Here is a 21,629-nt window from a genome sequence, read left to right as displayed (position 1 = left end):
TTAAATAAAGATAGCACTTTCTCCTACTTCGTTGGGTTTGTTAACGTTTTCAGTTACACGTTTCGCATAAATGGTCATTTTTTCTGAAATGCCGTTTTCAGTGATATCTAAATCCGGATCTATAAAAATATTTCTTTTAAAGAATGATGTTTTAATAAAGAATATCCACCTGTAGCCATCCTGATCTTCATCTCTGAATTCAACAGGATTTTTACCAAATTTAAGGTTGTAGTCGTCAATAAATTTATGAAACCAGATCCCAAAATTCATATTTTCTGGCGCTTTAACCTTAACTTTTAAAGGCTCAGGATCACTACTTCTTTTATAAAGCTCTAACTCCAAAACCAGTAACTTGTTAAAATCTACATGGTCCATATTAATATCCAAAGGTGTTGAAGGATATTTCCAGATTTTATAAATTTCTGAAGGAATACTGAGCAATGAAACATAAGCCCACCAGAACATTAGTGGTACAAAGAACCAGGCAATACTACCAGCGCCCCACCAACCGAAACGAACATTGCTGAGCCAATTAAAGGCCAGTTGATATAAGTACACGGACAATATAGCTGAAACCAAAGTGGCAAAAAAGATAAATACCTTACGCTCCAGTACATCTTTTGGATAATATTTTGTTAATAGATATACAAAGATAGTGCCTGTAAGAATATAGAAAATACAGCAAATGATATAACCCCAGGGCATAAAACTAAAGTTTAAAAAGCCAAGAAAACCAGGGATTGCTAAAATAATACCGATAACGAGAACACTTACTATGAGTCTTTTGTTATTGAGGAATTGGTTTTTCTTGTTAATAATAGAGAGTACAGCCGTTGAAACTATAAAAATCAGCGGAAATAGTAGAAAGCGAATAAAAAAAGATTGAACGTCCATTAATGTTTTTAGATGTGATGTGTTACAAATATAGTATCTTTAGTATTTGATTGTAATGCTAATTTGTTCTATAATATTAATTTAACCCTTAACAAACAAGCGGGCTGAAAGTTTAGATGAAAAAAGAAACTTTAATTCATAATGAACTCTTTACAGATTATAAAGCGGTAGCGCATGCCGCCGACTTAATTGAGCGTGAAGTAATAGATGCCGATCGAATAGAAATTATCCCTATTGGTGCAGATAAACGGGCATTTACTAAAGATATAGAAGATAGTACTGCTTATTATTCTGAAAAAAGGCGGCAAGATCGTATCCGCATTAGTACCAACCGGGAAAGTTTATACGACATGTTGCCTGAAGGCCTTTTCCACAGACCGCCAACGGGCAGTGCCGGGATGGACGAAGAATCGATGATTAAGGATATCAGAGACAGAAGAGAGGAAGAGAAACACGCCAGATTATTTTTTACCCCGTTTGATGCAGAGATTAATCATGTAAGGATCATGACCGAGCTTTACGAAAATAAGCTCGATAAAAAAACCACCTATTCTGATTTAAGCCGGATTTTTGAATTTGGCTGGGATGAATTTCAACTGCTAAATAAAGAACAAAGCATCATCTGGATGCACTTATTGCCCGAAATTCAACAAAAAAGAAACGATATCAGTTTTGTGTCTAAGGTACTAACGGCTTTATTTAACCTCCCAATTCTTTTAGTTGATGCAACTTCAAATGTATCCCCGGTAAAAATTGCAGATGATCTCCAGATGCAACTTGGAGGGAGCGCCCTTGGTATTGATACCATTATAGGAGACAGTTTTATACCAGATAATGAAGCCTATCATATTAATATCGGGCCAACTACACCCCAAGAACTTGTTAAATTTATTCCAGGCCAGCAGAACAGGGCTATTTTGGATATGGCCATCAGTTACCTCATGCCTATTGATGCAGAAGTAACTGTAGAACTGCTCACTGCAATCGAATTGCAGGAAACCATGCTCACCACCGATGGGGAAAGTGCTTACCTGGGTTACACGGTTTATATCTAAAATGTTTTATAAACAGACGGTTTTAACAACATGCGGTAATGTATATTCATTGTACTTCTAAGTTTTAATTTAGACAGGGTTAAACTCAATAATTCTTCCCAGTCCTGAGTAGTAAGTTTTTGATTTTCTGCAGGCTCAATAATGATGTCTGTTGTTTTTATGAAACCAGCATTTGGTTTATTATCCATCATAATTCCTTTAGCCAAGGTAATTCCGTTAAGTTTTTGCCCTAGCTCGTAACGGCAAAAATTAATCACATCGGCTTTGGTAATAATTCTGTCGGCTGTTGTTAAACCATATTTGTAAGCTTGTACCCTGTTGCTCGCATTCAATTTTGTACGTCCGCCTTTCGTTTGGCTTAAAAAAAAGATACTCTCCGCATTCACTTTATTATTTTCGTAAACAACCAATCGGCTGCCGGCGTTGATATGGTTGGCCTCTTCTGCCTGAGTTACCCAAATGTCTACAAATAAAATGTCGGCGTCGTCAATAGGTTTCAGGAGGATATAGCTTGGCAATTCTTTAATGTCTTTAAGGGCAGAACGGCTTTTCTGTTCAATCAGTGCAATGTTCTGTTCTAAGTTTTTAAGAATGGTGCTCAAGAAATCGGGCCCATAAGCAGAGAAAGCCGCTTTTTCATCTCTTAAAAGCTCAAAAAGATAATCAACCAATTCCTTTGCATTTCTGGTATCAAAGCGCTCTGTTCCACCATACCTGATCGAAAATGAGCCATCGCCTTTTTCATTTTCATTGGTATATGGAATTTCGTTGTAGCTGTTGCCATGATTATCCTTCAGGTTCTCTATTGCCAGCATTTGATCTGTTTCTACAGTCTTTATCGGGATAATGTTATTCATGATTTTTAGCCGGTGTTTAATCTGGCTTAATCTTTTATTCACTACAGGAAAAGCGTTGATATAAATATGAAGTTCATTCAGCATTTCCTGGTTAATAGCTGCAGGAAAAACTACTTTTAGCCACCTTACTTTCTTATCAATCTGATTGATGCCGGCAGGCTGAAAAATATTAGCCAAAGCAACTGGGAACTCTGGTTCATTATCAATGTTAAAGTCGTTCAGATCACCCAGGGTGATGAAACGGTTGCTGTAAAACTGTAAAATATCGGCCTTAATTAAATTCAGCAATTGTTTATGATGGAAAGGAGCCTCAATTTTGCCTGTTAAAGGCTCGTCCATAAAACGTTCGGTATACGCACCGAGCTCATTATCTTTATAAAACCATTTTCCTAAAGATAAAAGATCGTAAGTATTTTCTGGTACCGAGTAATTTTTCCAGTCGAAGAAGAAGTTGAGCTTATTGAAATCCATCCAATTTTTTATGCCACTTAAACCAATGTAAATGGTGTTTTTTTCAACAGAAAAACCGGGAAGTGTATTTAATAACGGTTGTTTGTTTGATTGTTCTAAGTTGAAAAGCGTATTTCCGGTGGCTAGGTATTTTATGGAAGCATTATGAACTTTAACGGTATGTAGGGGTCCAAAGAAAATATCTGCTTTTTTAGCTTTATCATTTTCCTGCGGGATGTTTTTCTTAAATGCAAACTGGGTATATGGTGAAAGATAATCTTCCTCCTCAATAGGTCTGGCATGTATAATGGCATGCGCTGGTAATGAAGAGGTGAGGTGATCAGGTGCTAAGATTCTGCTAATTTTATCAAAGATTCGATTCTCTAAGTTTTTAACGTCATTGGCAACATTAAAAAGCTCATTGCTCAATGCCTCAATAATTAATTTTACCAGCGGATCGAAATCATTTGTATCCTTAATATTCCAGAAATCTTCTGCATTTTTTAAAATTCTATTTCGGATTTCATCTTTTGATGAATAAAAAACTGGTTTCATGTGTAGAATAATTGATGCGTTTTTAACTTAAGTTGATAGTGGGCTAAGGAATAAAGCTGTATTAAAAAAATATTTTTCTCCTGTGGTTTTTATTAGTGCTCTTACAGTAATATCAACTTTCTTTTTTATCTCTGTTATCTTACGTAACGGATATACATTTTCTACCTCTGTGATCCTGACTTCCACCGCAATGTTGTCGATTCTGAATTCATAGTCTGAGATGGATTTGAGCAGAGATTTGCGGAATTTTTCCTCCCAGAGGCTTTCGCTGACAATTAACTCAAAATCCAGTTCCCAAATTTCACAGCCGAAATCATATCTATAGCGATGTTCACCATAGCGGGTAAAAATGATTAATTCTATATGGTTAGAAATCGATTTTCCGAGGTCAGTTGGCTGAAGCCCAGTGCCTGAAAATACGGAGTTAAATCTGAACGGTTTATTGAAAAAATTTTCAGACATAGAAATTTGGCTTAAAGTTTGTTAAAAGTAAAATAAATTAATTCTCTTTTATAACCAAACACAAAATATAAAAAATTGTTATTGCAAAGTTAATTTGAATGTTTTTGTGTGATATTGAAGGGTGTTGATTGTCAGATTAATTATTGTACCATTGCTATGTGAAACATTAAAAGTCTATGAAACCCATTAACGCCGTCGAAATCAAGAGCTCCTATACCAAGTTTATTCTTAACTTTTTATTCCTTACTCTTTTTTCCATCTTTTGTATTTATCTCTTTTTTGCCGCTTCTGATTATGAATATGCCTTACTTGATAAAAAAGTAAAGGAAGCAGAAAAATTATCTTATCTAAGAAAAGACATTAATACCAATTTCGATTTAATCCTGGTTCGATTTAAAGAACTTACTCAGTATAGAGATTACAACGCAAATGAAATGAGCAAGCAAGGCATTTTGCTTGGCGATATTCAAACTGCAAACAACCGTATTAAAGATCTCATCTCCAGAAAAACTGAGGACAGTCCAAGTTTTGAATTGTATGGAAAACTAAACAACAATGTTGGTGCAATGGCCGATTTGCAGGATTCGTTAATCAAATCAAGAGGTGACATACAACGCTACAAAGAACAAATAAACGATTGTCAGCGGGCTAATCAGTCTGCAGCAAATAGAATCAGAAACGGTAGATACGGCAGATAATATTTATTATGATTAAATTAAGCATAAAAGAAAGACGTGAACAATTCTTGTTTTTCACGGCGCTGTTTATTTTCACTGTCGGGCTGTTAAGCTTCGGTATATTTTACAGCAATAAATCGAGATATGAAATCTCGAAGGAAGAGCTTGAAGTAAAAATTAATGAAAATGAAGTATTCGAAAACATGGTAAAAGAAACCATGCCTACGGTAGATACTACTTTCAAACAAATTACCCGTTATAATCCCAATGTCCAGGCTGTATTTTTAAAAAACGACATCCAGCTGTCGTTGGGGTCGATTAAAGCCGCATTTGATCGCAAAGCATCAGATTCCCGGTACAAGATTTTTGTTCAGACATCTCAACTGTATGACAGGCTTTTCTACGACAGGCAAGAACAAAATAGAAATATCAGCGACATTGAATTACACAAAAGACAATTAGACGACTGCATTACCAACAGGCGACAATTGCAACAAACCATCTCTTCCCGATAAACCTCTAAACAAAATATAAAAAACGCTACCTATGTCCGACTCAAACACCAAGCAAGTTAATTCCAATTCGCAGGGCTATGTTATTTTATACATCCTATTAGCTGTACTTCTATTAACAGGCCTCATCTTTTTATTTAAAAGTTCCTTATTCGAAAAAAGAGCAATTGAAGCAAGAATTTTAAAAGACGAAATCTATTTAAACGAAGATTTGGTCTTTACAGATAATACCCCAAAGGCTACTAAATGGCTCTGGGAATTTGGTAATGGTGAAAGAGCCACCACCAAAACCGGATCTTACCACTATACCAAACCAGATACTTACATTGTACGCCTCACAGTTGATGGTGAGTTACGGCAGGAGTTTCCAATAACCGTAAGAGACACGGTAAGGGCTGTAGCGGTAGACAGTGTACTCACCATTAGCGGGCCAACAGCTGGTTTAGTTAATGAAGAGATACGGTTAGAAGGAGATGGAGAAGGCAAGGATTTCGAATGGTCTTTCGGTGAAACCGGACGGGTAGATGTTAAAGGAAAGACAGCCTTATACACTTACCGCGCGCCAGGAAAATATGTAGTCCGCCTTCGCTCAGATAAAGCGCGTAAACCTGCGTACTTAACTATACTCATTACCGATCCTAATGCAGAAATTGTAGAAGATTTTGTAGCACCAGGAGATGGTGAGCGTAAAACAATCGATGATATCAGGGCCAGATTACAGGCAATTGCTAATGGTGCAGACTTCAACTCCAATTACTATTACCTCGTTAACAAATACATGTGTAATAACGAAAAGGTAACTGTAAATGTAGAAATGAACGGGAAAAAAAAGCAGACAGATATTTATTCGTATTGCATGGGGCTAACCTTTGGTGGCGAAATTGCAGTAGATGAAGCCCAGTTAACCATCAAGCCAAATTCTACCTGCGCCAGTTTATTGAATATTAAACAACACTCGGGAACTGCACAGCCGGCAACAACAGCAACAACTGACGCACCAGCACCAGCTAAAACAAAATAGATTAACCTCATTCTAAAGCTCATCTACAACCATTATGAAAAAATATTATGCCTTAACCATCCTGTTTCTGGGAATATCCTTTGCCTATGCACAATCACCGGCATCGTTTGGCAAAAAAGTAAAATATATGCCTAAAGCCTATGAAAGGCCAGCAGAAACCATCAATGTAAATGACAATACCAGCAATAGTAGTTTGCCCTGGATTGTTTTTTCTGATCGTGAAGACAATTATACCACCACTGCTCCGGGCGGTAGTCTCATCATGAAAAAAATTGGTTTCATGGAACCCTTTTACGTATCCAAAGAAGAAAATGGCTATCTGAAACTGATCAAATACAAAGCAGGAATGATCAGAGGGAGAAAGATTACCGATAAAAAAAGTGCCATCAGTTATGGATGGATTGCAAAGTCAAAATTACTTTTATGGCAGCGCGGATTCTCTAACCAGAAAACAGGATATGCAGAAAAATCTATAGGTATTATCAACGGAAAAAATGCATTAACGGAACCAAAATTTTATTTCGATACTACAGATTCTATCCTGGTATATAATACTCCCGAACTTAAAGACAGACGCACGAAAGTAAGGTTGCATGAAATTTCTTACATCTATAAAAAATCAGAAGATGGAAAAAAATACTTAATTGGTTCTGATGATCAGTTGGTTGCGGATACTGCTTTAAAAAGTATTTATGGTTGGGTATCATCAGAAGTGGTGCACAACTGGGGAGATCGTTTGTACATCACATCAGCTAAACCAAGCAGCGATAATAGTGATGATTCTACCGCGGCCGCCATTAAAAGTGGTATTGATAAAGGAACAGCATTCGTAGTGGATCCTTTATTGCCAGCAGAAAACTTGATATTAAAAAGTGTTCCAATAGTTTCTGAAGATGCAGGTTCATATGGAATTGGGATTGCAGCAGACGTTTATAATAAAAAGGATAATAAAATCTTAACCATCAATGGGTCGTCACTTTCTTATCAGGATTATTTAAAACTTCGTAAGAATAAAAATAAAATTAACGTACTTTTTGTGGTAGATGGCGGAAGTTCAATGACCAAATATCTATCTGGAATGACCAACACCATATCCTCATTTGAAAATATAATGGGCGATTTTGGAAAAGGAACAACCGTAAATTATGGTGGCGTGGTATACCGTGGTGAAGCCGGATGTGCTTTGCAGGGAATTTTTGTGAGTCCAATCCAGAATGACTACAGGAAGCTGATGTCATTTTTATCTAACCAGGCAAAAAACACGCTAAGGTGTAACGGTGAAATTGCTGAAGGCCCTGTTTTCGAAGCTTTAAAAGCTGGCTTAAATCTCTTTAAAGCTAAGAAAAATGAAACTAATTTAATTGTATTGGTGGGAAGTACAGGAAACATAGGCGGAACAAATAACTACCTGATTAACGAACTGGGCGAACAGGTTGCCCAGGCAGATGCCAGAATTTTGGCACTTCAGGTATATAGCGATTTTAACCAATCATTTAATGATTTTGTTATTCAGTCGCGCAAACTAGTTTCAGAATCAGCTATTCGTGCAGCAGAATATAGAAAAAATACTATGGTTAAAGGTGAAGGCTTAAAGAGTTTTCAGCCTTATAACACCAGTTTACAAGATTCGATTTCATACTATTTAGATTACCCTAAAAACAGCTTGATTCAAGGTGGCGTGGTTTTCCCAACCAAAGGATCGGTAAATTCAAACCAAAGTATGACCATCGCCCTGCGCCGTTTTGTAAAAGAAACCAATATGGATATTTACAATCAAATCAGTTCTTTAGATAGCGCATTTCGCTTAACGGGGATTTCGCGTAAAAATCTTTCTTCGGAAGTAGAAGGTTTGTTACCCACGCCAGTTGGCGCAGAAGTAGCAGATCGCATGCCGCATAATGCCTTCAAATATTATAGCACTGCCAATTTATCTGCAGAGGTGGTGAAAAATCATCCATCAACCTTGCAATATGCCATTGTACTTAACAATATGGAGTACAAACAAATTGTAGATGTTTTCTCGATTATGTTAGGCCAAAATCTTCAGGCAGATCAATCTTCTTTCAGAAGCAAACTGGTAAAAAATTATGTTAAAATGCCGAAACAGTTGCTAGGAATTAAAACCTCTTCTGGCGATATAAAATCCATGACTTTGGCTAACTACATCAAACTGGTAACAGGGTTACCTTTAAACAACGAATTTTTAGCCAGGTATAAGGTTGGTGATTTAAAAAGCACGTCAAAAATGCCGCTTGATCAATTTGAAAACTACATTAAATTGTTAAACCAATCTGTTGAGCAAATTAAAAGAGCTACCCAGATTGAGCAGCAATTTCTATCAAATGGCAAAATATATTATTACATCACTGAAAATAATTTTAACCCGGCAGTATTGCCAAAAACCAACTAAGGGATATGGCAATTACAAATCTAAGTGAATCAGTAAAAACAGCATTGCACATTGCGCAATCATTGGCTAAAGAATATAGAAATGAAGTTTTTACTGCTGCGCATCTGCTGAAGGGCCTGATGCATAAAGACGTTGGTTTAAGGTCTTTTATTACTTCCATCGGAAAAGATGAGGAGTATATCAGTGAGTGGGCAGAAGTTCGGATTGAAGAACAGGCAAAATCTGCAAGCTTAAGCGATACTGTTAGTGGTGCACCGGAAATTGCAGTAATTTTCGAAGAAGCAGACAATGTACGCATTAAGTTGGGCCTCGATTTAATCACACCTATTTGTGTGCTTACCGCATTGGCAAAGCCTGGAATAGGTTTTCAGCCAGATCAGTTAAAGTCTTTCCCTATTAAAGAGCGCGAAATTTTAGACCTTTATGTAAAGGATGAAGAAATTTCGAGAGTCGTATCGCCGGATAAAACAGCGACCGGTACCCAAAACAAAAGTACAGGGAATGCATTACACAAGTACTGCATAGATCGTTTGCAGATGGTTCGCGATGAGAAGACGGATCCGATTATTGGCCGTGATAAAGAAACCCGGATGATGATGGAAATCCTTTGCCGCAGAACCAAACCAAATGTAATCCTCACAGGCGATGCCGGGGTGGGTAAAACAGCTTTGGTAGATGGCTTCGCCATTGATATTGTAAACCAGAATGTGCCAGATAGTTTAAAGGCTGTTCAGCTTTTTGAGCTTGATCTGGGATCGCTCATTGCTGGCGCATCTTACAAAGGTGAAATTGAAGACCGTTTAAAAAACATCATCAAAGAAGTGAAGCAGTTTGAGAAAGCAGTGCTTTTTATTGATGAAATTCATACGTTGTTAGATAGTAAGGGCCCACTTGGCGCAGGTATCGGCAATTTGCTAAAACCAGAATTAGCCCGGGGAGAAATAACGGTAATCGGTGCGACCACAATTGATGAGTACCGCAAAATTATTGAGCCAGAACAGGCCTTCAGCAGGCGTTTTGAAGTACTTCAGGTAAATGAACCCAATGAAGAAAGTACCATAAAAATGTTGCAAAAACTGGCAGTGAAGTATGAAGAACACCATACTTTGAGCATTGAGCCGGATGCTTTAGGCGAATGTGTTCGCCTGGCTAAACGCTACATGAAAGACAGAAGGCTCCCTGATTCTGCATTTGATTTGTTAGACAGGACGATGGCGGCCATGAAAATGATGAACGATACCTCTAACCAGGTAATAGATAGTTTAGAAGCAGATCTGGAAGCATTAAATACCGGTGAAGGGCAATCAGAAGCAGATCAGTTTGCAGATTATAAATGGTTGTTTTCCCTACTACAAGCCAAATTAAGTCCGGTTTTATTGGGCCGTTTAACTGATGAAACACAAACAGATGCATTTGAAACGGCCGATGAATACAAAGGATATATTAACAGTAGCCTCCAGGAATTGAAGAAATATGCTGCGGAAAAAAGTGACAAAATTACCAAGCAGGATATTGCCTCAATCGTTGCTTATAAAACAGGTATTCCGATGGGTAAGTTACAGGCAGGAGAGAAGGAAAAGTTGCTTAACATGGAGCAATACCTCAAAAAACGTGTTGTTGGGCAAGATCAGGCGCTTAAAGCTGTTTCAGATGCAATCTTAGAATCGCGGAGCGGATTAAATAAAAAAGGCCAACCTATCGGATCATTCTTTTTATTAGGACCAACGGGAACGGGTAAAACCGAATTGGCCAAATCTATAGCCGAATTCTTGTTTAATGATGAAAAGGCAATGATTAGGTTCGATATGTCTGAATTTAAAGAAGAACATAGCGCCGCTTTACTTTATGGAGCGCCTCCGGGATATGTTGGTTATGAAGAAGGAGGTTTGTTGGTGAACAAAATCAGGCAGCAACCTTATTCTGTGCTGTTATTCGATGAAATTGAAAAAGCACATCCGTCGGTTTTTGATACGTTTCTACAAATTTTAGACGAAGGTCACATGCACGATCGCTTAGGGAAGGAAGGAGATTTCAGTAACTCCCTTATTCTTTTCACATCTAATATTGGCAGCGAATGGATTGCAGAACAAATAGGAAAAGGTGTTATCCCGGCTTCAAACCAGTTAATGGAAGTAATGGCAGGCCATTTCCGCCCGGAGTTTTTAGCCAGAATTTCTGAAATAGTTCCTTTTGCACCAATAAATGAGAGCAATGTGGTACGCATTTTTGAAATCCAGTTAAGCAGTTTGGTTCAGTCACTAAACAAAATGGGCATCGAATTTGAAATTGCAGAAGATGCCAAGAAAATGATCGCTTTGGATGGTTTCACACCTAAATATGGTGCAAGACAATTATCTGCAGTGATTAGAAATCTTTTACGCCGCCCGATCTCGAAATACATAATTTCTGGCGAGCTAAAAAAAGGATCGAAAATTCATGTAAGCAAACATCCTGAAGAGGATAAATTAGAATGGAATATTATTCATCCGGAAGCGGCAACATTGGAACAAAAATTGAGTTAAAACGTTAACTATTATATTATTAGAAAAATTTAACCTTAAACCTAAAACTACATACTATGTTTAATTATGAAATTGGTGGAAACGAGCGAAAAATAGATACCTCGGAAGCTTTTGCAGAAATTGCCCACAACAAAACGCTTTTTGTACAAAAGTTAACAGATAACGAACCCATTAAACCAGAAAAGGTTGAAGGGTTGAAAACAGTTAAGGAAGTTTTTGAACACTATAAACCAAATGTAAAGGTAGCTTTCGAAAAACAAGATGGTTCTGCCGTTGGCGAAACAATCAACTTTAACGATTTAAGTGATTTCGGTGTGAAAAATATTATCAGCCAAAGCAATTACTTAACCAATGTGAACATTGAAAGGGAAATGTCTCTTAATGTAATCAAACAATTAAAATCGAATAAAACACTAAAAGCTACGCTTGATGATGAAGAAACTAAAAGTGCTTTTATTAGCGCTTTGAAGAACTTTGTGGATGAATTGGAGCAAAATAAATAATCTAAACGCTAAGAAAACATGTCAAATCCTCAAGAATTAAACGCAGACCAAAATATATCTCAGGCAGGTTTCAAATCTGCTGAAGGAAAAACCGTAGAAAAAACATCACTTAAAGATAATTTAGAAAAATTAGCAAGAGTTGGTGGTTTCGATTTATTAGAAACTACCGTTGATGGACTTCAAAATCTAAACCCTGAAAGAAAAGCCAGAAAGCAAATCTTTTTAACAGGTGATGAAAAAAGAAAAGAACGCGAAGAACTGAAGAAGAAAATTCAGCTCTGGATCGATGTACTGGAATCTTCATCATCCGTAGCGGATATGGTAGAAAAAAGCACTGAAAAGCTTAATGCTGCCGAAGAGAACCTGAATAAAAACATCGGAACAGCACTTGAGAGTTCAAGAGAACTGGAACAAGCTTACAGATCTGTTCATTTATTCTATAAAAATACTGAATCTGATAAGCTAAAAAATGTAGTGCTTTTAAATGCATCGATGGATCAGATCAAAGATTTGGATAACCCACGTTTTATTGATTACGTTGATGATGAGCTTAAGCAAAATTATGATCGTTTAGATTTGCGTAAAAACTATTCATTAATGGTTGTTCCCGGTTACATGGGATCGAACAAAGTTTTGGAGCGTTGGGGTAAAATTGCACATAGCAATAAAGCCATGCTGGTAACCGATTTTGCCGATTTGGATCAGCCAGATGATGTTCTGGACTTATTTACTGCAGCCAACTTTACAGGTGCAGATGCATTTCGTTCTAATGTAATTATGACTTGTAACTGGCTGGTTGGCAGAGGTAAAGTTGCCGAAGTAGGAGAGGAAGACGATTTAACTGTTCCTGGATCGGCGGCATTAGCTGGAAAAATGTATTATACCTTAATGTCTCAGGTTACTGCGGGTAAAAAACATGGTGCTATAAATGAAGTGGATGGTGTTAAATTTGACTTAAAGAAAAGTGAAATTTCACACCTGGAAAGAGTTGGTTTAGTACCCATGGTAAATGAATATGGAAAAGTAATGGCTTTCTCTGCGAAAACATTATTCAACGGCGATAACATCGGCTTGCAGACTTATTCGGTTGTACGGGTATTTGATTATATCACCAAAGTATTATTCGATTTCTTAAACAGAAGAGCTTTTGAAAACTGGACTTCTAAAACAGAACAGGATTTAAGAGGTCAGATTGTGAAGTTTTTAGATGGAATTCAGGGGGCAGATCGTTTAATAGAAAGGTTTAAAATTATGCGTTTTGAACGTGATGAACAGCAAAAGGATAGAATCCATTTAGATATTCACATTACACCATACTTCCCTGCAAAAAGTTTCGTAGTGAAATTAGATGGGCACAAAGGTGAAGACGAAAATACAACCTGGGCATCCGAATACAATCAACAATAACCAGAAAATTGACTGGTATTTGCTTCGAATTTAATGGCTTTTAAAGCGATTAAAAGACTATTCTGCAAGCATAATTTGAATTTGGTAACTGAAATACGTTGAGAGTTGCCTGTATATGAAAAATGAAAACCTGATCCTTGCGATCAGGTTTTTTTATTTTTGATGCATTAGGTTAACAAAAACTTTATAGTTTTGTAACATCTACCGCCTCACAAGCTAAATACCAATTATAAATGAAGCAAGTACTTATCCTGAATGGGGATATAGAAAAGACGGTATCCACAGATTTTTTGATCAATGCCTATAAAAATGGTGCAGAAAGCGCTGGCGCTACGATTAGGGAAATTGCCATTATCGACCTTATTTTTAATTCTAACAAGCTCTTTAATAACAGGCAGATCGCCGAACTTGAACCTGATTTGCAGAAAGCTTTAAGTGCCATCAGGCAGAGCAATCATGTTGTTTTATTTTGTCCGGTTTATGTAGATCATATCCCTGCAAAAATCAAAGGATTTTTTGATCGACTTTTTATGCCGGATCAAATCTTCACGACTCAAAATCAAAACATCAATAATAACTTCAGTGGCCGTTCTGCAAGAATTGTTTCCATTTTAGATGAAGCAACTTTCAAAGAATGGAAAGCGAATAAAAAAACCACTTACCTGGCTATAAAAAAAGCTGTATTTGAGAAGTGTAAAATGAATCCAGTATTGACCAATACCATTGGCGAATTACATTCCTTAGAAAATCACTATAGTCAAAAATGGGTAGCCAAAATGGAGAAATTTGGTGTTCAACTCATTTAAAATTCAAATTCTGGTTATTTGTGATGCCCTAAAGTGCTACATATTGTGGACAATTACTACAGTTATATGCGGTTATCTTTTTTCGAGTGTCTGTCTACGTAGAAAATATTTATAGAATTTTTCCACATATTTCTTTCATAATAATTCGTGCTTGAAGCTATATCAAAGGGATATTTTTGAATATATCAACTAAATTAAGATATTTTTGCTTTGCATATCAGTTATTTAATTAACTGCTGGCTTGATATTTGGGTGAGGTTTATTACGGTAGCTTGGCTACATAACCAAATTTTTCACCTTTAAATTTAGACACTATGGCTTTCAAAGCTAGATTGAATTTTTCGGGCAAGGAGTACGATGTGCTTCATTGCGCCTACGCATTAAATCGCGATGTAGATGCTAAAGGAAGACCTTCTTCCGGAGTTTACGGCGGTACCATTGATATTGAGATCGAATCAACTGAAGACACCTCAATTATCGAAGCGATGGTAAATAATCAATACAAACCTATTACAGGAACACTTCTGATTAAGAAAACTGAAGAAGATGCTAAAATGAAAGAAGTAGATTTCGAAGACGGCTACATTGTAAAATATTCCGAAGGAATTAACATTGTAGGTGATCATCCGATGACACTGAAATTCCAGATCTCGGCCAGAAAGCTGAAACTTGGTAATGCAGAGCATCTAAACGACTGGCCTAAAGCATAAAAGAGGTAGAGGGTAAAAGGTTGAAGGTATAAGGTAATTAAACACCGAATGCCTATTGCCATGCTCTTCGCTCCACGCCAGCCGCTAACCACAATTCATTTTTTCAAAAACATTTAAAAAACTTACAACAATGGCATTTAAAACCAGATTAACATTAGGTTCAAAGGAATTTGACGTATTACAGTGCAGCTTTTCATTAAATAGAGATGTAGACGCTAAAGGTCGTCCTTCATCAGGTGTATATGGTGGAACCATTAATATTGAAATTGAATCTACAGAAGATACTTCAGTAATTGAATCAATGGTAAATAACCAATATAAACCACAATCAGGAACAATCACTTTCAAAAAGGGTGAGGAAGATTCTAAAATGAAAGAACTTACTTTCGAAGATGGTTACATTGTTCAATATAGCGAAGGTATTGCCGTAAATGACAATACACCAATGACGCTTACTTTTGTAGTGTCAGCTAGAAAACTCAAATTGGGTAATGCAGAACATGAGAACGACTGGCCTAAAGCCTAGTCAGATTTAACAATATAAAATCTATTAAAGCGATTGGTTCTGCCAGTCGCTTTTTTCTATCAGATTTTATTTCAAATAAACCGCTCATCTGAATTATTCGTTTACTATATTGATGTTTCAATTGATTATATCCTAAAGCGCTATCTGCATTTAGCTTTCTGATATACGCAGCAAAAGTTATTAATTTTAAACGGTTACAGGTTGGGTAACACTGGCATAAACCAACATTATTTAAACCAAGCACGGTACCTGAATTGATTTGTTCTTAAATGAACGCCGTTTGCCATTCTGAATAAAGTTTTCAAGTAATTGTTGAGCCACTGATTTTTATCATCAATATGGAAAAGAAACTCATTACAGAAATCAACATAGAAGATAAGGAAATTACTCATTTCGCTTCCTTTACGCTTAAACAAGCTTTTAATGAACATCATTATTTTGAGCTTCGTTTTAATCATGACCAAATGGGAGCGCCAGGACTGATCAGTTTAGATGATAGTCGTGATTTTGTAGGTAAAACCCTGACCGCTTCCTTCGGTCATTCACAAGAAGGGATGCAAAATTTCATTGGCCTGGTTTCTAAAGTAGAACTTTCGCAAAGCCACGGTTACCATGGAATTATCATTGTAAGTGGTTATAGCCCCACTATTTTAATCGATCGCGGACCAGATTTAGGCTCATATTTAGATAAAGATCTAAATGAGATCGTAAAGTTAGCTACCAAAGATACGCCAGCGAATGATTTAAGTGTAGCCGTTAATGCAGCCAGAAGATCATCAATAGATTACATCATTCAATATAAGGAAAGTGATTTTGCATTTTTAAACCGCCTTTCGGCAGAATATCATGAATGGTTTTTCTACGATGGCAGGCGGCTCAATTTCGGTAAGCCTGATGTTAAGAATGAAATCTCGTTGTTTTACGGCAGAGATGTGCAGGAGATGCAGTATGCCATGGAAATTGCCCCCATTAAAAATAAGCGTTTCGCCTATAGTCCAAAACAAGATGAAATGCTTCAGAGTGAAAGCAGTGGAAAAGTGAATGGTACGCCAGATTTATCGCACGCCATTAAAGCATCAAATCTTACTTATAGCAAAACCTTTAATCAGCCTTCCCTAATTCGGGTAGATAATGGGAACGATATCAAAAACCTGGTCGATAACGAAGAAAAAGCCAATACCAGTGAACTTTTAAAAGTTACTGCCAAAGGTGATAATGCCGAACTCAGTATTGGAAGCATTGCAGAGATTACCATGAGTCTGCGTAAAGACCTGGCCTTCACTTCTGAGAGTTTAGGCAAATTTCTAATCATCGGTATAAATCATCACATTAACGAAAACGGGAAGTATAGCAATACTTTCGAAGGTAAAATAGCCACTACAGAACGCATCCTGGTTAAAAATTTTGAAAGACCACAACCAGATATGCAACTGGCAGATGTGATTGATAATAACGATCCGCAAGGTCAGGGGCGTATTAAGGTGAAGTTTAAATGGGAATGTTTAACTAATGATGTTACTGAATGGTTGCGTGTGGTTACCCCAAGCGCAGGTGTTGGCGAACGTGGAAATAACCGCGGTTACTTTGCTATTCCTGAAATTGATGATCAGGTAATGATTGCCTTTGAAGAAGGAAATATTGCACGTCCGGTGGTTATGGGGAGCGTTTATCATAGCGCTAGTGTAGACAGCAGTCCGCTGATTAAAAATCACTTAAAGAGTATTATCACCAGAAGCGGGCATTTACTGGAATTTGATGATAGCGAGGGTACACAAGGGATCAAACTGACCGATATGCACCAGAATATCATCTACATTGATACCAAGGGCAATAACATTACAATAACCGCCCTGGAAAACATGACGCTGAATTGCAAGAATATGCAGATTAATGTAGGGGAGAATATGGATGTGCAGGTGGGGCAAAACCAATCTACCAATGCGGGCAAGGATATTGCCACTACAGCGGGTAATAATTATTCGTTAAGTGCCGTTGGCGATGTTTCAGAAACATCCAATAACCGTACAGAACTGGCAACAAAAGATTTTAAAAGAACGGCTGATACTTCAAACGAAATTGCTTCAGAAATAAGCATGTTCAGTGCAAAAGAGAACATGACGATGCAGAGTGGCAAAATTGTGGAGCTTAATAGCGCCGAAAAATCTAACCTTTTCTAAAGATGGCGATTATAAAACAAGCTAAAAATATCAGTATCGAGGTAATCCAAAAATACGAGCTCCGTGTTGGCGTTAAATTGGAAAAAGTTGCCCAGGTAATGAATGTTGAAGCTACTTCACAGAACCTATCATTGGCCAGTAGCAAAAAAATTGTATCAAGCGGTAACAAATCATGAGTTTTAGAAAAAACAGGTATGTATTGCTGGCGTTCATTTTACTGGCGATAACAAGTTGCAAAGGACAAAAAATGGAAGAAAAATTTGAGTGGACAGGTACGGTTTCGGCTCCCGAAGAATATCCGATGGAAGTATACAAGGGTGCATTAATTGCTAACGATTTTACCTACAGTTTTGATGCCATCTGGGGAACGCAGAATACTGGATGGGGAAACGACGGCGGCGTGATGAGCGTTACAACCAAACAGGTGGAAGCACCGGATTCGTTAAGTTTTACCTGGCTCTCGTTAATGGAAAAGAAATTTTATACCGGAAAATGGAAATTAGATAAGGCCCGCATTGCCCAGTTATTCCATGACGGATTTAAGGATAACCTGACCAATAAAAAAGATAACTACACGTTGATCAAAATCGGTCTTGCGCCAAAAGGTAAGGTAGTGGTCTGGCTTAGCGGCCCAGGTTTCCAGACGGAAGTGGGTGCTTTTGATGCCAATGAAACAACTATTTCAAAGGAAAAGGCTTATCCCAATGCAAAGTACATGCTGGAGCCGAATTTTATCACACTTACACTGGAAGATAAAATGATTATGAAGCCGGAAATTTTGGAACGCATTAAAGTTGAAGGCATGTCAGATCCAGCTGTTTATGAACTTTACCGCAAAAAATATCCTTGGCATCCAGAAGTTCGTTTACCCGTTGGAGATCAGTTGATATTATGCTATTACAACTTCCTTAACGGTGAAGAAGAAAATCGATTTGGAGAAGATCTTATAGCTAATCCATACGTTTCCAGGGCCGTACCGAAATACATCACTTTGGTTTGGAAAAAGGAAAACGGAACTAAATATGGGCTTGAAATAAAACCTTTTGATGAAAAGGAAACAATGGCTGCTTTTGAGAAGCTGGGGAACTCTAGTGAGATAGACCTGGTTGTATCGCTGAATGCAGACGGAAAAGGAGCAAAAATATCGCTAAAAAATAGTACAGAAGAAATTCAGCTCAACAGGGTGAAAATCGATATCAGTAAAGTGGATTAGTATGACGAGCGTTAAATTGGGCAGTTATGTACCGCCAAACGATAAAGTAGAGTATTTAGATCTTTTTGTAGGAGTGTTTTTTGATGGAACAAAAAACAATATGAATAACTCTGAAGAGCGTAGAGCCAGTACACCTACCTACCAGCGTAACGGAACAGATAGCGATAGCAGTTACCAGAATGATTGGTCGAACGTTGCCAGACTTTGGGATATTTACGATAAGAGTAAAAGTATTTATTTAGAGGGTATTGGTACTGAAGATGGGCAAAAAGATAGTCAAATGGGTTATGCCTTCGGTACTGGAAGCACAGGAATAAGAGGAAAAGTGAGAAAGGCATGTGAAAAAATTTTTACAGATAAACTGAAAAGTGCGATAAAAAGCAGCGGAAAAAAGAAATTAAGAAGCATTACTTTCGACGTATTTGGTTTTAGCCGGGGGGCTGCGGCAGCAAGAAATTTTGTTTATGAGATCGGTAAAAATGAATACCGGTCTAGGATGACTGCAGACCCACATACTGGAATCGTATCGAGATATGATTCGGATGGGGAAGCAACAAGTTTAGAAGTAATGCCAGCCTGCGGCCGTTTAGGCGAAATGTTTAGTGCTGCCGGACTTAAAATAACACCTAACCAAATTAAGGTAAGGTTTTTGGGCATTTTTGATACCGTATCGTCGTACTCAAAATATTTTAGTGCATCTCCTAATTTCAACGATGTTGAAGAATTACACCTCAACCAGATTGGTCGTGCGCAAAATGTTGTCCATTTTGTAGCTGAAAATGAGCACCGTAAGAATTTTTCTTTAACACATACAAATGTTGGGAGGGAACGGGTTTTTCCGGGTGTGCACAGTGATATTGGAGGAAGTTACGAAACAGTTACGGAAATAGTATCCGAATTGGCTACCTCGTGGACGCTTAAAGGCAATCTGGACGCCTTTAAAGCTAAACTTATAAAAGAGGCCTGGTATGAGGAAAATCAATTGAAAGTTACCGGCGGTAATATGTACTGGGCTCTTGAGGGCACGAGGTTTATTTACAAAGAGTACAGTTATATTCCCTTACAGTATATGGCAGAGCATAGTCAGAACCATAATTTGCCACTCGTTAAAAGTAAAACCGAAACAAAATATACCATTAATGGCAATCCCCTGTTGCTTAGAGTCAAAGCTACGCTTAGAGATTATGTAATGGCTAACGGAACACCATATATTTTTTCATCAGAATTACCCAAGGATCCTGTACGGAGGCAACAGCAGGAAGACCTTCACAAATTGCGAAACCAGTATTTGCACTGGTCGGCAGATAGAAAAAGTGCTTACGGTGTCGTACAGCCTATGGCCCCCAATGCCGATGGTAATAGGGTTACTTATTAATACGCTCGGTTATGGAAAAAGTAAATAGCCTTTCAAATTCTGCAGCTCAGGGCAAAATTAAGCTCAATATCGATCATGCTATTGATTTTGCCCCCAAACCACGTTCTACCAGAAGTTATGGCATAACTATTAAATATTATGGCGAAGGCAATCTAGAGGCGACAAAAAGGTTAGATTATCAGATCCATCTGAAGGTGAACCAATTTAGAGATGAAAATAAAGTTTGGCAGTTATGCTTTGATAAAACGGACCTTTTTATAGACAGACATGAGCCTGATTTCGTTGGGGAACAACTTGCCAATATGAGCATGGGTGCAATATATCCCCTAAAGGTTGATGTAAATTCCAGAAACGAAATATTTAGAGGGATTGTTAATCATGGAGAAATTCTAAACCGCTGGAAACAGGTAGCCGAAAAAATCTCTGATAAATATGAAGGCAGATATGCGGAGCTATATTTAGAAAAGATGGAGAAAAAGATATCGGATAGGTTTGAGCTTGAATATGCATTGAGAGCAGATATGTTCTGGAATGTGTTTTTTCATCCCCTTTACTTAAACTACGATGGTAGCTTATCTCATCCAGGTACATTGTTTTTTCCCGTTATCGCTTATAAAAATGTTTCTTTTGAAGGAATTCAGTCTGTTGAGCCTAACTATACCAATTATGGTACATTCAAAGTGAATTTTGCCTCAGAAAGTGAGCTTACTGAAGAGCAAAAAATACAGATGGGACAAAAAGGGTCTTTAAAAATGAAATTAAATGCCGACTTTGATTTAGATCAGGATGGAGGTTTGCTTAAACATGCGCGTGTAGATTGGAATTTATCTAAAAAGGAAAAGGGAGAGGAAATAAGCATTAAACGCATTGTATTCTCTGCTTATGAAATTGAAAGTAGCATTCCGCCAACAGATCAGCATTTGTTAATTCAAGAGGGAAATAACGGTTTTCCTGTTGAAAAGAAAAAGGGATTTTGGGCAAGGGTATTGGGTTAAATAAAGGAGAAGAGAAATGTCACAGAAAGAAATCATTGTACAAGGTGCCACCTGCCAATGCAAGTTTGGTACCACAACCGATAAATTGAAGGTACTTACCCAGCAAAAGCATTATGTGAACGATAAAGATGGCATGCAAAAATTAATTGCCTCGCACGTAGATATCGGGATGACTTTTGAAAAAAATACCTTCGGACAATGTAAGCTACAACCCACGCCAGGCGGTTTTAAGCCCTGTATGCCCGCCCTAACCGAATGGAAAGGCATGTACAAGGATATGGTTTTGATCAACAACGGGCAGGTTTTAGTAGAAGATAGCAAAGGTGTTTGCACCATTAGCGGTTCGCCCTGTATATTTTTCGCCAAAACAGGGCAAAAAGGACAGCCTTCACAGCAGAATATTGATAATGCTGATGAGGAACAACAATCGCAGATTAATCCATTGGTGAATATGAAGGAATTGAATGTTACATCGCCTTATGATAACCTAAATGCAAAATAA

Annotated in this window: 20 protein-coding genes; 17 read left to right on the top strand and 3 right to left on the bottom strand. The window is 37.5% G+C overall.

The genetic code is table 11. The features are described from left to right. Positions 1-894, bottom strand: a complete 894-nt coding sequence (locus SOM16_RS20265) for a TssN family type VI secretion system protein (RefSeq protein WP_320465814.1) — start codon at positions 892-894, stop codon at positions 1-3. Positions 895-1,010: 116 nt separating this feature from the next. Here SOM16_RS20265 and SOM16_RS20260 point away from each other — a divergent pair, with 116 nt between their 5' ends. After that, entirely contained in the window at positions 1,011-1,949 is a 939-nt protein-coding gene (locus SOM16_RS20260) for a type VI secretion system baseplate subunit TssG (protein WP_320465813.1), read from the top strand. Here SOM16_RS20260 and SOM16_RS20255 read toward each other — a convergent pair. Both SOM16_RS20255 and SOM16_RS20250 read right to left on the bottom strand, forming a co-directional pair. Beyond that, a complete protein-coding gene (locus SOM16_RS20255) occupies positions 1,946-3,811 on the bottom strand; it encodes a hypothetical protein (RefSeq protein ID WP_320465812.1) in 1,866 nt (621 codons plus the stop codon). The two genes, SOM16_RS20260 and SOM16_RS20255, sit on opposite strands and share 4 nt — an antisense overlap. Positions 3,812-3,838: 27 nt before the next feature. After that, positions 3,839-4,273, bottom strand: a complete 435-nt coding sequence (locus tag SOM16_RS20250) for a GPW/gp25 family protein (protein ID WP_320465811.1) — start codon at positions 4,271-4,273, stop codon at positions 3,839-3,841. A 176-nt stretch (positions 4,274-4,449) separates the two neighbouring features. On the opposite strand from SOM16_RS20250, the gene tssO reads away from it, so the two are divergent. The 16 genes from tssO (at position 4,450) to SOM16_RS20170 (ending at position 21,629) form a co-directional block, all read left to right on the top strand. Then, on the top strand, positions 4,450-4,971 hold the full coding sequence (gene tssO, locus SOM16_RS20245) for a type VI secretion system TssO (RefSeq protein WP_320465810.1): 522 nt from the start codon (positions 4,450-4,452) through the stop codon (positions 4,969-4,971). Positions 4,972-4,979: 8 nt separating this feature from the next. Beyond that, positions 4,980-5,465: a type VI secretion system transmembrane protein TssO gene (locus tag SOM16_RS20240; protein ID WP_320465809.1), complete on the top strand. Its 486-nt coding sequence runs from the start codon at positions 4,980-4,982 to the stop codon at positions 5,463-5,465. Between the two features lie 31 nt (positions 5,466-5,496). Continuing rightward, the gene (locus tag SOM16_RS20235) at positions 5,497-6,483 is read left to right on the top strand and encodes a PKD domain-containing protein (protein WP_320465808.1); all 987 of its coding nucleotides are present in this window, start codon (positions 5,497-5,499) and stop codon (positions 6,481-6,483) included. 34 nt (positions 6,484-6,517) lie between these two features. Further along, the gene (tssR, locus tag SOM16_RS20230) at positions 6,518-8,893 is read left to right on the top strand and encodes a type VI secretion system protein TssR domain-containing protein (protein WP_320465807.1); all 2,376 of its coding nucleotides are present in this window, start codon (positions 6,518-6,520) and stop codon (positions 8,891-8,893) included. 5 nt (positions 8,894-8,898) lie between these two features. Next, positions 8,899-11,415, top strand: coding sequence for an ATP-dependent Clp protease ATP-binding subunit (locus tag SOM16_RS20225; RefSeq protein ID WP_320465806.1), 2,517 nt, complete (start codon positions 8,899-8,901; stop codon positions 11,413-11,415). A 56-nt stretch (positions 11,416-11,471) separates the two neighbouring features. Then, positions 11,472-11,918 (top strand): hypothetical protein, encoded by a 447-nt coding sequence (locus tag SOM16_RS20220; RefSeq protein ID WP_320465805.1) that lies wholly within the window; start codon positions 11,472-11,474, stop codon positions 11,916-11,918. An 18-nt stretch (positions 11,919-11,936) separates the two neighbouring features. Then, the gene (locus tag SOM16_RS20215) at positions 11,937-13,325 is read left to right on the top strand and encodes a DUF5458 family protein (RefSeq protein ID WP_320465804.1); all 1,389 of its coding nucleotides are present in this window, start codon (positions 11,937-11,939) and stop codon (positions 13,323-13,325) included. A 233-nt stretch (positions 13,326-13,558) separates the two neighbouring features. Next, entirely contained in the window at positions 13,559-14,131 is a 573-nt protein-coding gene (locus SOM16_RS20210) for an NAD(P)H-dependent oxidoreductase (protein ID WP_320465803.1), read from the top strand. Positions 14,132-14,445: 314 nt separating this feature from the next. After that, a complete protein-coding gene (gene tssD / locus SOM16_RS20205) occupies positions 14,446-14,841 on the top strand; it encodes a type VI secretion system tube protein TssD (protein WP_029281978.1) in 396 nt (131 codons plus the stop codon). A 130-nt stretch (positions 14,842-14,971) separates the two neighbouring features. Beyond that, a complete protein-coding gene (gene tssD, locus SOM16_RS20200) occupies positions 14,972-15,367 on the top strand; it encodes a type VI secretion system tube protein TssD (RefSeq protein WP_154279629.1) in 396 nt (131 codons plus the stop codon). Positions 15,368-15,705: 338 nt separating this feature from the next. Next, the gene (locus SOM16_RS20195) at positions 15,706-17,544 is read left to right on the top strand and encodes a type VI secretion system Vgr family protein (protein WP_320465802.1); all 1,839 of its coding nucleotides are present in this window, start codon (positions 15,706-15,708) and stop codon (positions 17,542-17,544) included. 2 nt (positions 17,545-17,546) lie between these two features. Then, on the top strand, positions 17,547-17,720 hold the full coding sequence (locus tag SOM16_RS20190) for a hypothetical protein (RefSeq protein WP_187592523.1): 174 nt from the start codon (positions 17,547-17,549) through the stop codon (positions 17,718-17,720). Then, on the top strand, positions 17,717-18,757 hold the full coding sequence (locus tag SOM16_RS20185; protein WP_320465801.1) for a DUF2931 family protein: 1,041 nt from the start codon (positions 17,717-17,719) through the stop codon (positions 18,755-18,757). Before SOM16_RS20190 ends, SOM16_RS20185 begins: the two co-directional genes overlap by 4 nt. Position 18,758: 1 nt before the next feature. Then, positions 18,759-20,132 (top strand): DUF2235 domain-containing protein, encoded by a 1,374-nt coding sequence (locus SOM16_RS20180; protein ID WP_320465800.1) that lies wholly within the window; start codon positions 18,759-18,761, stop codon positions 20,130-20,132. Positions 20,133-20,143: 11 nt separating this feature from the next. Next, positions 20,144-21,127 carry a hypothetical protein gene (locus SOM16_RS20175; protein ID WP_320465799.1) on the top strand — a complete coding sequence of 328 codons (984 nt, stop codon included), beginning with the start codon at positions 20,144-20,146 and terminating at the stop codon, positions 21,125-21,127. A 16-nt stretch (positions 21,128-21,143) separates the two neighbouring features. Next, entirely contained in the window at positions 21,144-21,629 is a 486-nt protein-coding gene (locus tag SOM16_RS20170; protein WP_320465798.1) for a DUF4280 domain-containing protein, read from the top strand.

Origin of the sequence: Pedobacter sp. CFBP9032 (assembly GCF_034045265.1) — a bacterium.
GTDB lineage: Bacteria > Bacteroidota > Bacteroidia > Sphingobacteriales > Sphingobacteriaceae > Pedobacter.
Note: the sequence above shows the minus strand (reverse complement) of the source record. Positions and strands in the feature narration are given on the sequence as shown.

Excerpts from the sequence above, each read along its gene's own strand:
- SOM16_RS20265 (WP_320465814.1), bottom strand. The coding sequence starts at position 894 with ATGGACGTTCAATCTTTTTTTATTCGCTTTCTACTATTTCCGCTGATT.
- SOM16_RS20260 (WP_320465813.1), top strand. The coding sequence starts at position 1,011 with ATGAAAAAAGAAACTTTAATTCATAATGAACTCTTTACAGATTATAAA.
- SOM16_RS20255 (WP_320465812.1), bottom strand. The coding sequence starts at position 3,811 with ATGAAACCAGTTTTTTATTCATCAAAAGATGAAATCCGAAATAGAATT.
- SOM16_RS20250 (WP_320465811.1), bottom strand. The coding sequence starts at position 4,273 with ATGTCTGAAAATTTTTTCAATAAACCGTTCAGATTTAACTCCGTATTT.
- tssO (WP_320465810.1), top strand. The coding sequence starts at position 4,450 with ATGAAACCCATTAACGCCGTCGAAATCAAGAGCTCCTATACCAAGTTT.
- SOM16_RS20240 (WP_320465809.1), top strand. The coding sequence starts at position 4,980 with ATGATTAAATTAAGCATAAAAGAAAGACGTGAACAATTCTTGTTTTTC.
- SOM16_RS20235 (WP_320465808.1), top strand. The coding sequence starts at position 5,497 with ATGTCCGACTCAAACACCAAGCAAGTTAATTCCAATTCGCAGGGCTAT.
- tssR (WP_320465807.1), top strand. The coding sequence starts at position 6,518 with ATGAAAAAATATTATGCCTTAACCATCCTGTTTCTGGGAATATCCTTT.
- SOM16_RS20225 (WP_320465806.1), top strand. The coding sequence starts at position 8,899 with ATGGCAATTACAAATCTAAGTGAATCAGTAAAAACAGCATTGCACATT.
- SOM16_RS20220 (WP_320465805.1), top strand. The coding sequence starts at position 11,472 with ATGTTTAATTATGAAATTGGTGGAAACGAGCGAAAAATAGATACCTCG.
- SOM16_RS20215 (WP_320465804.1), top strand. The coding sequence starts at position 11,937 with ATGTCAAATCCTCAAGAATTAAACGCAGACCAAAATATATCTCAGGCA.
- SOM16_RS20210 (WP_320465803.1), top strand. The coding sequence starts at position 13,559 with ATGAAGCAAGTACTTATCCTGAATGGGGATATAGAAAAGACGGTATCC.
- tssD (WP_029281978.1), top strand. The coding sequence starts at position 14,446 with ATGGCTTTCAAAGCTAGATTGAATTTTTCGGGCAAGGAGTACGATGTG.
- tssD (WP_154279629.1), top strand. The coding sequence starts at position 14,972 with ATGGCATTTAAAACCAGATTAACATTAGGTTCAAAGGAATTTGACGTA.
- SOM16_RS20195 (WP_320465802.1), top strand. The coding sequence starts at position 15,706 with ATGGAAAAGAAACTCATTACAGAAATCAACATAGAAGATAAGGAAATT.
- SOM16_RS20190 (WP_187592523.1), top strand. The coding sequence starts at position 17,547 with ATGGCGATTATAAAACAAGCTAAAAATATCAGTATCGAGGTAATCCAA.
- SOM16_RS20185 (WP_320465801.1), top strand. The coding sequence starts at position 17,717 with ATGAGTTTTAGAAAAAACAGGTATGTATTGCTGGCGTTCATTTTACTG.
- SOM16_RS20180 (WP_320465800.1), top strand. The coding sequence starts at position 18,759 with ATGACGAGCGTTAAATTGGGCAGTTATGTACCGCCAAACGATAAAGTA.
- SOM16_RS20175 (WP_320465799.1), top strand. The coding sequence starts at position 20,144 with ATGGAAAAAGTAAATAGCCTTTCAAATTCTGCAGCTCAGGGCAAAATT.
- SOM16_RS20170 (WP_320465798.1), top strand. The coding sequence starts at position 21,144 with ATGTCACAGAAAGAAATCATTGTACAAGGTGCCACCTGCCAATGCAAG.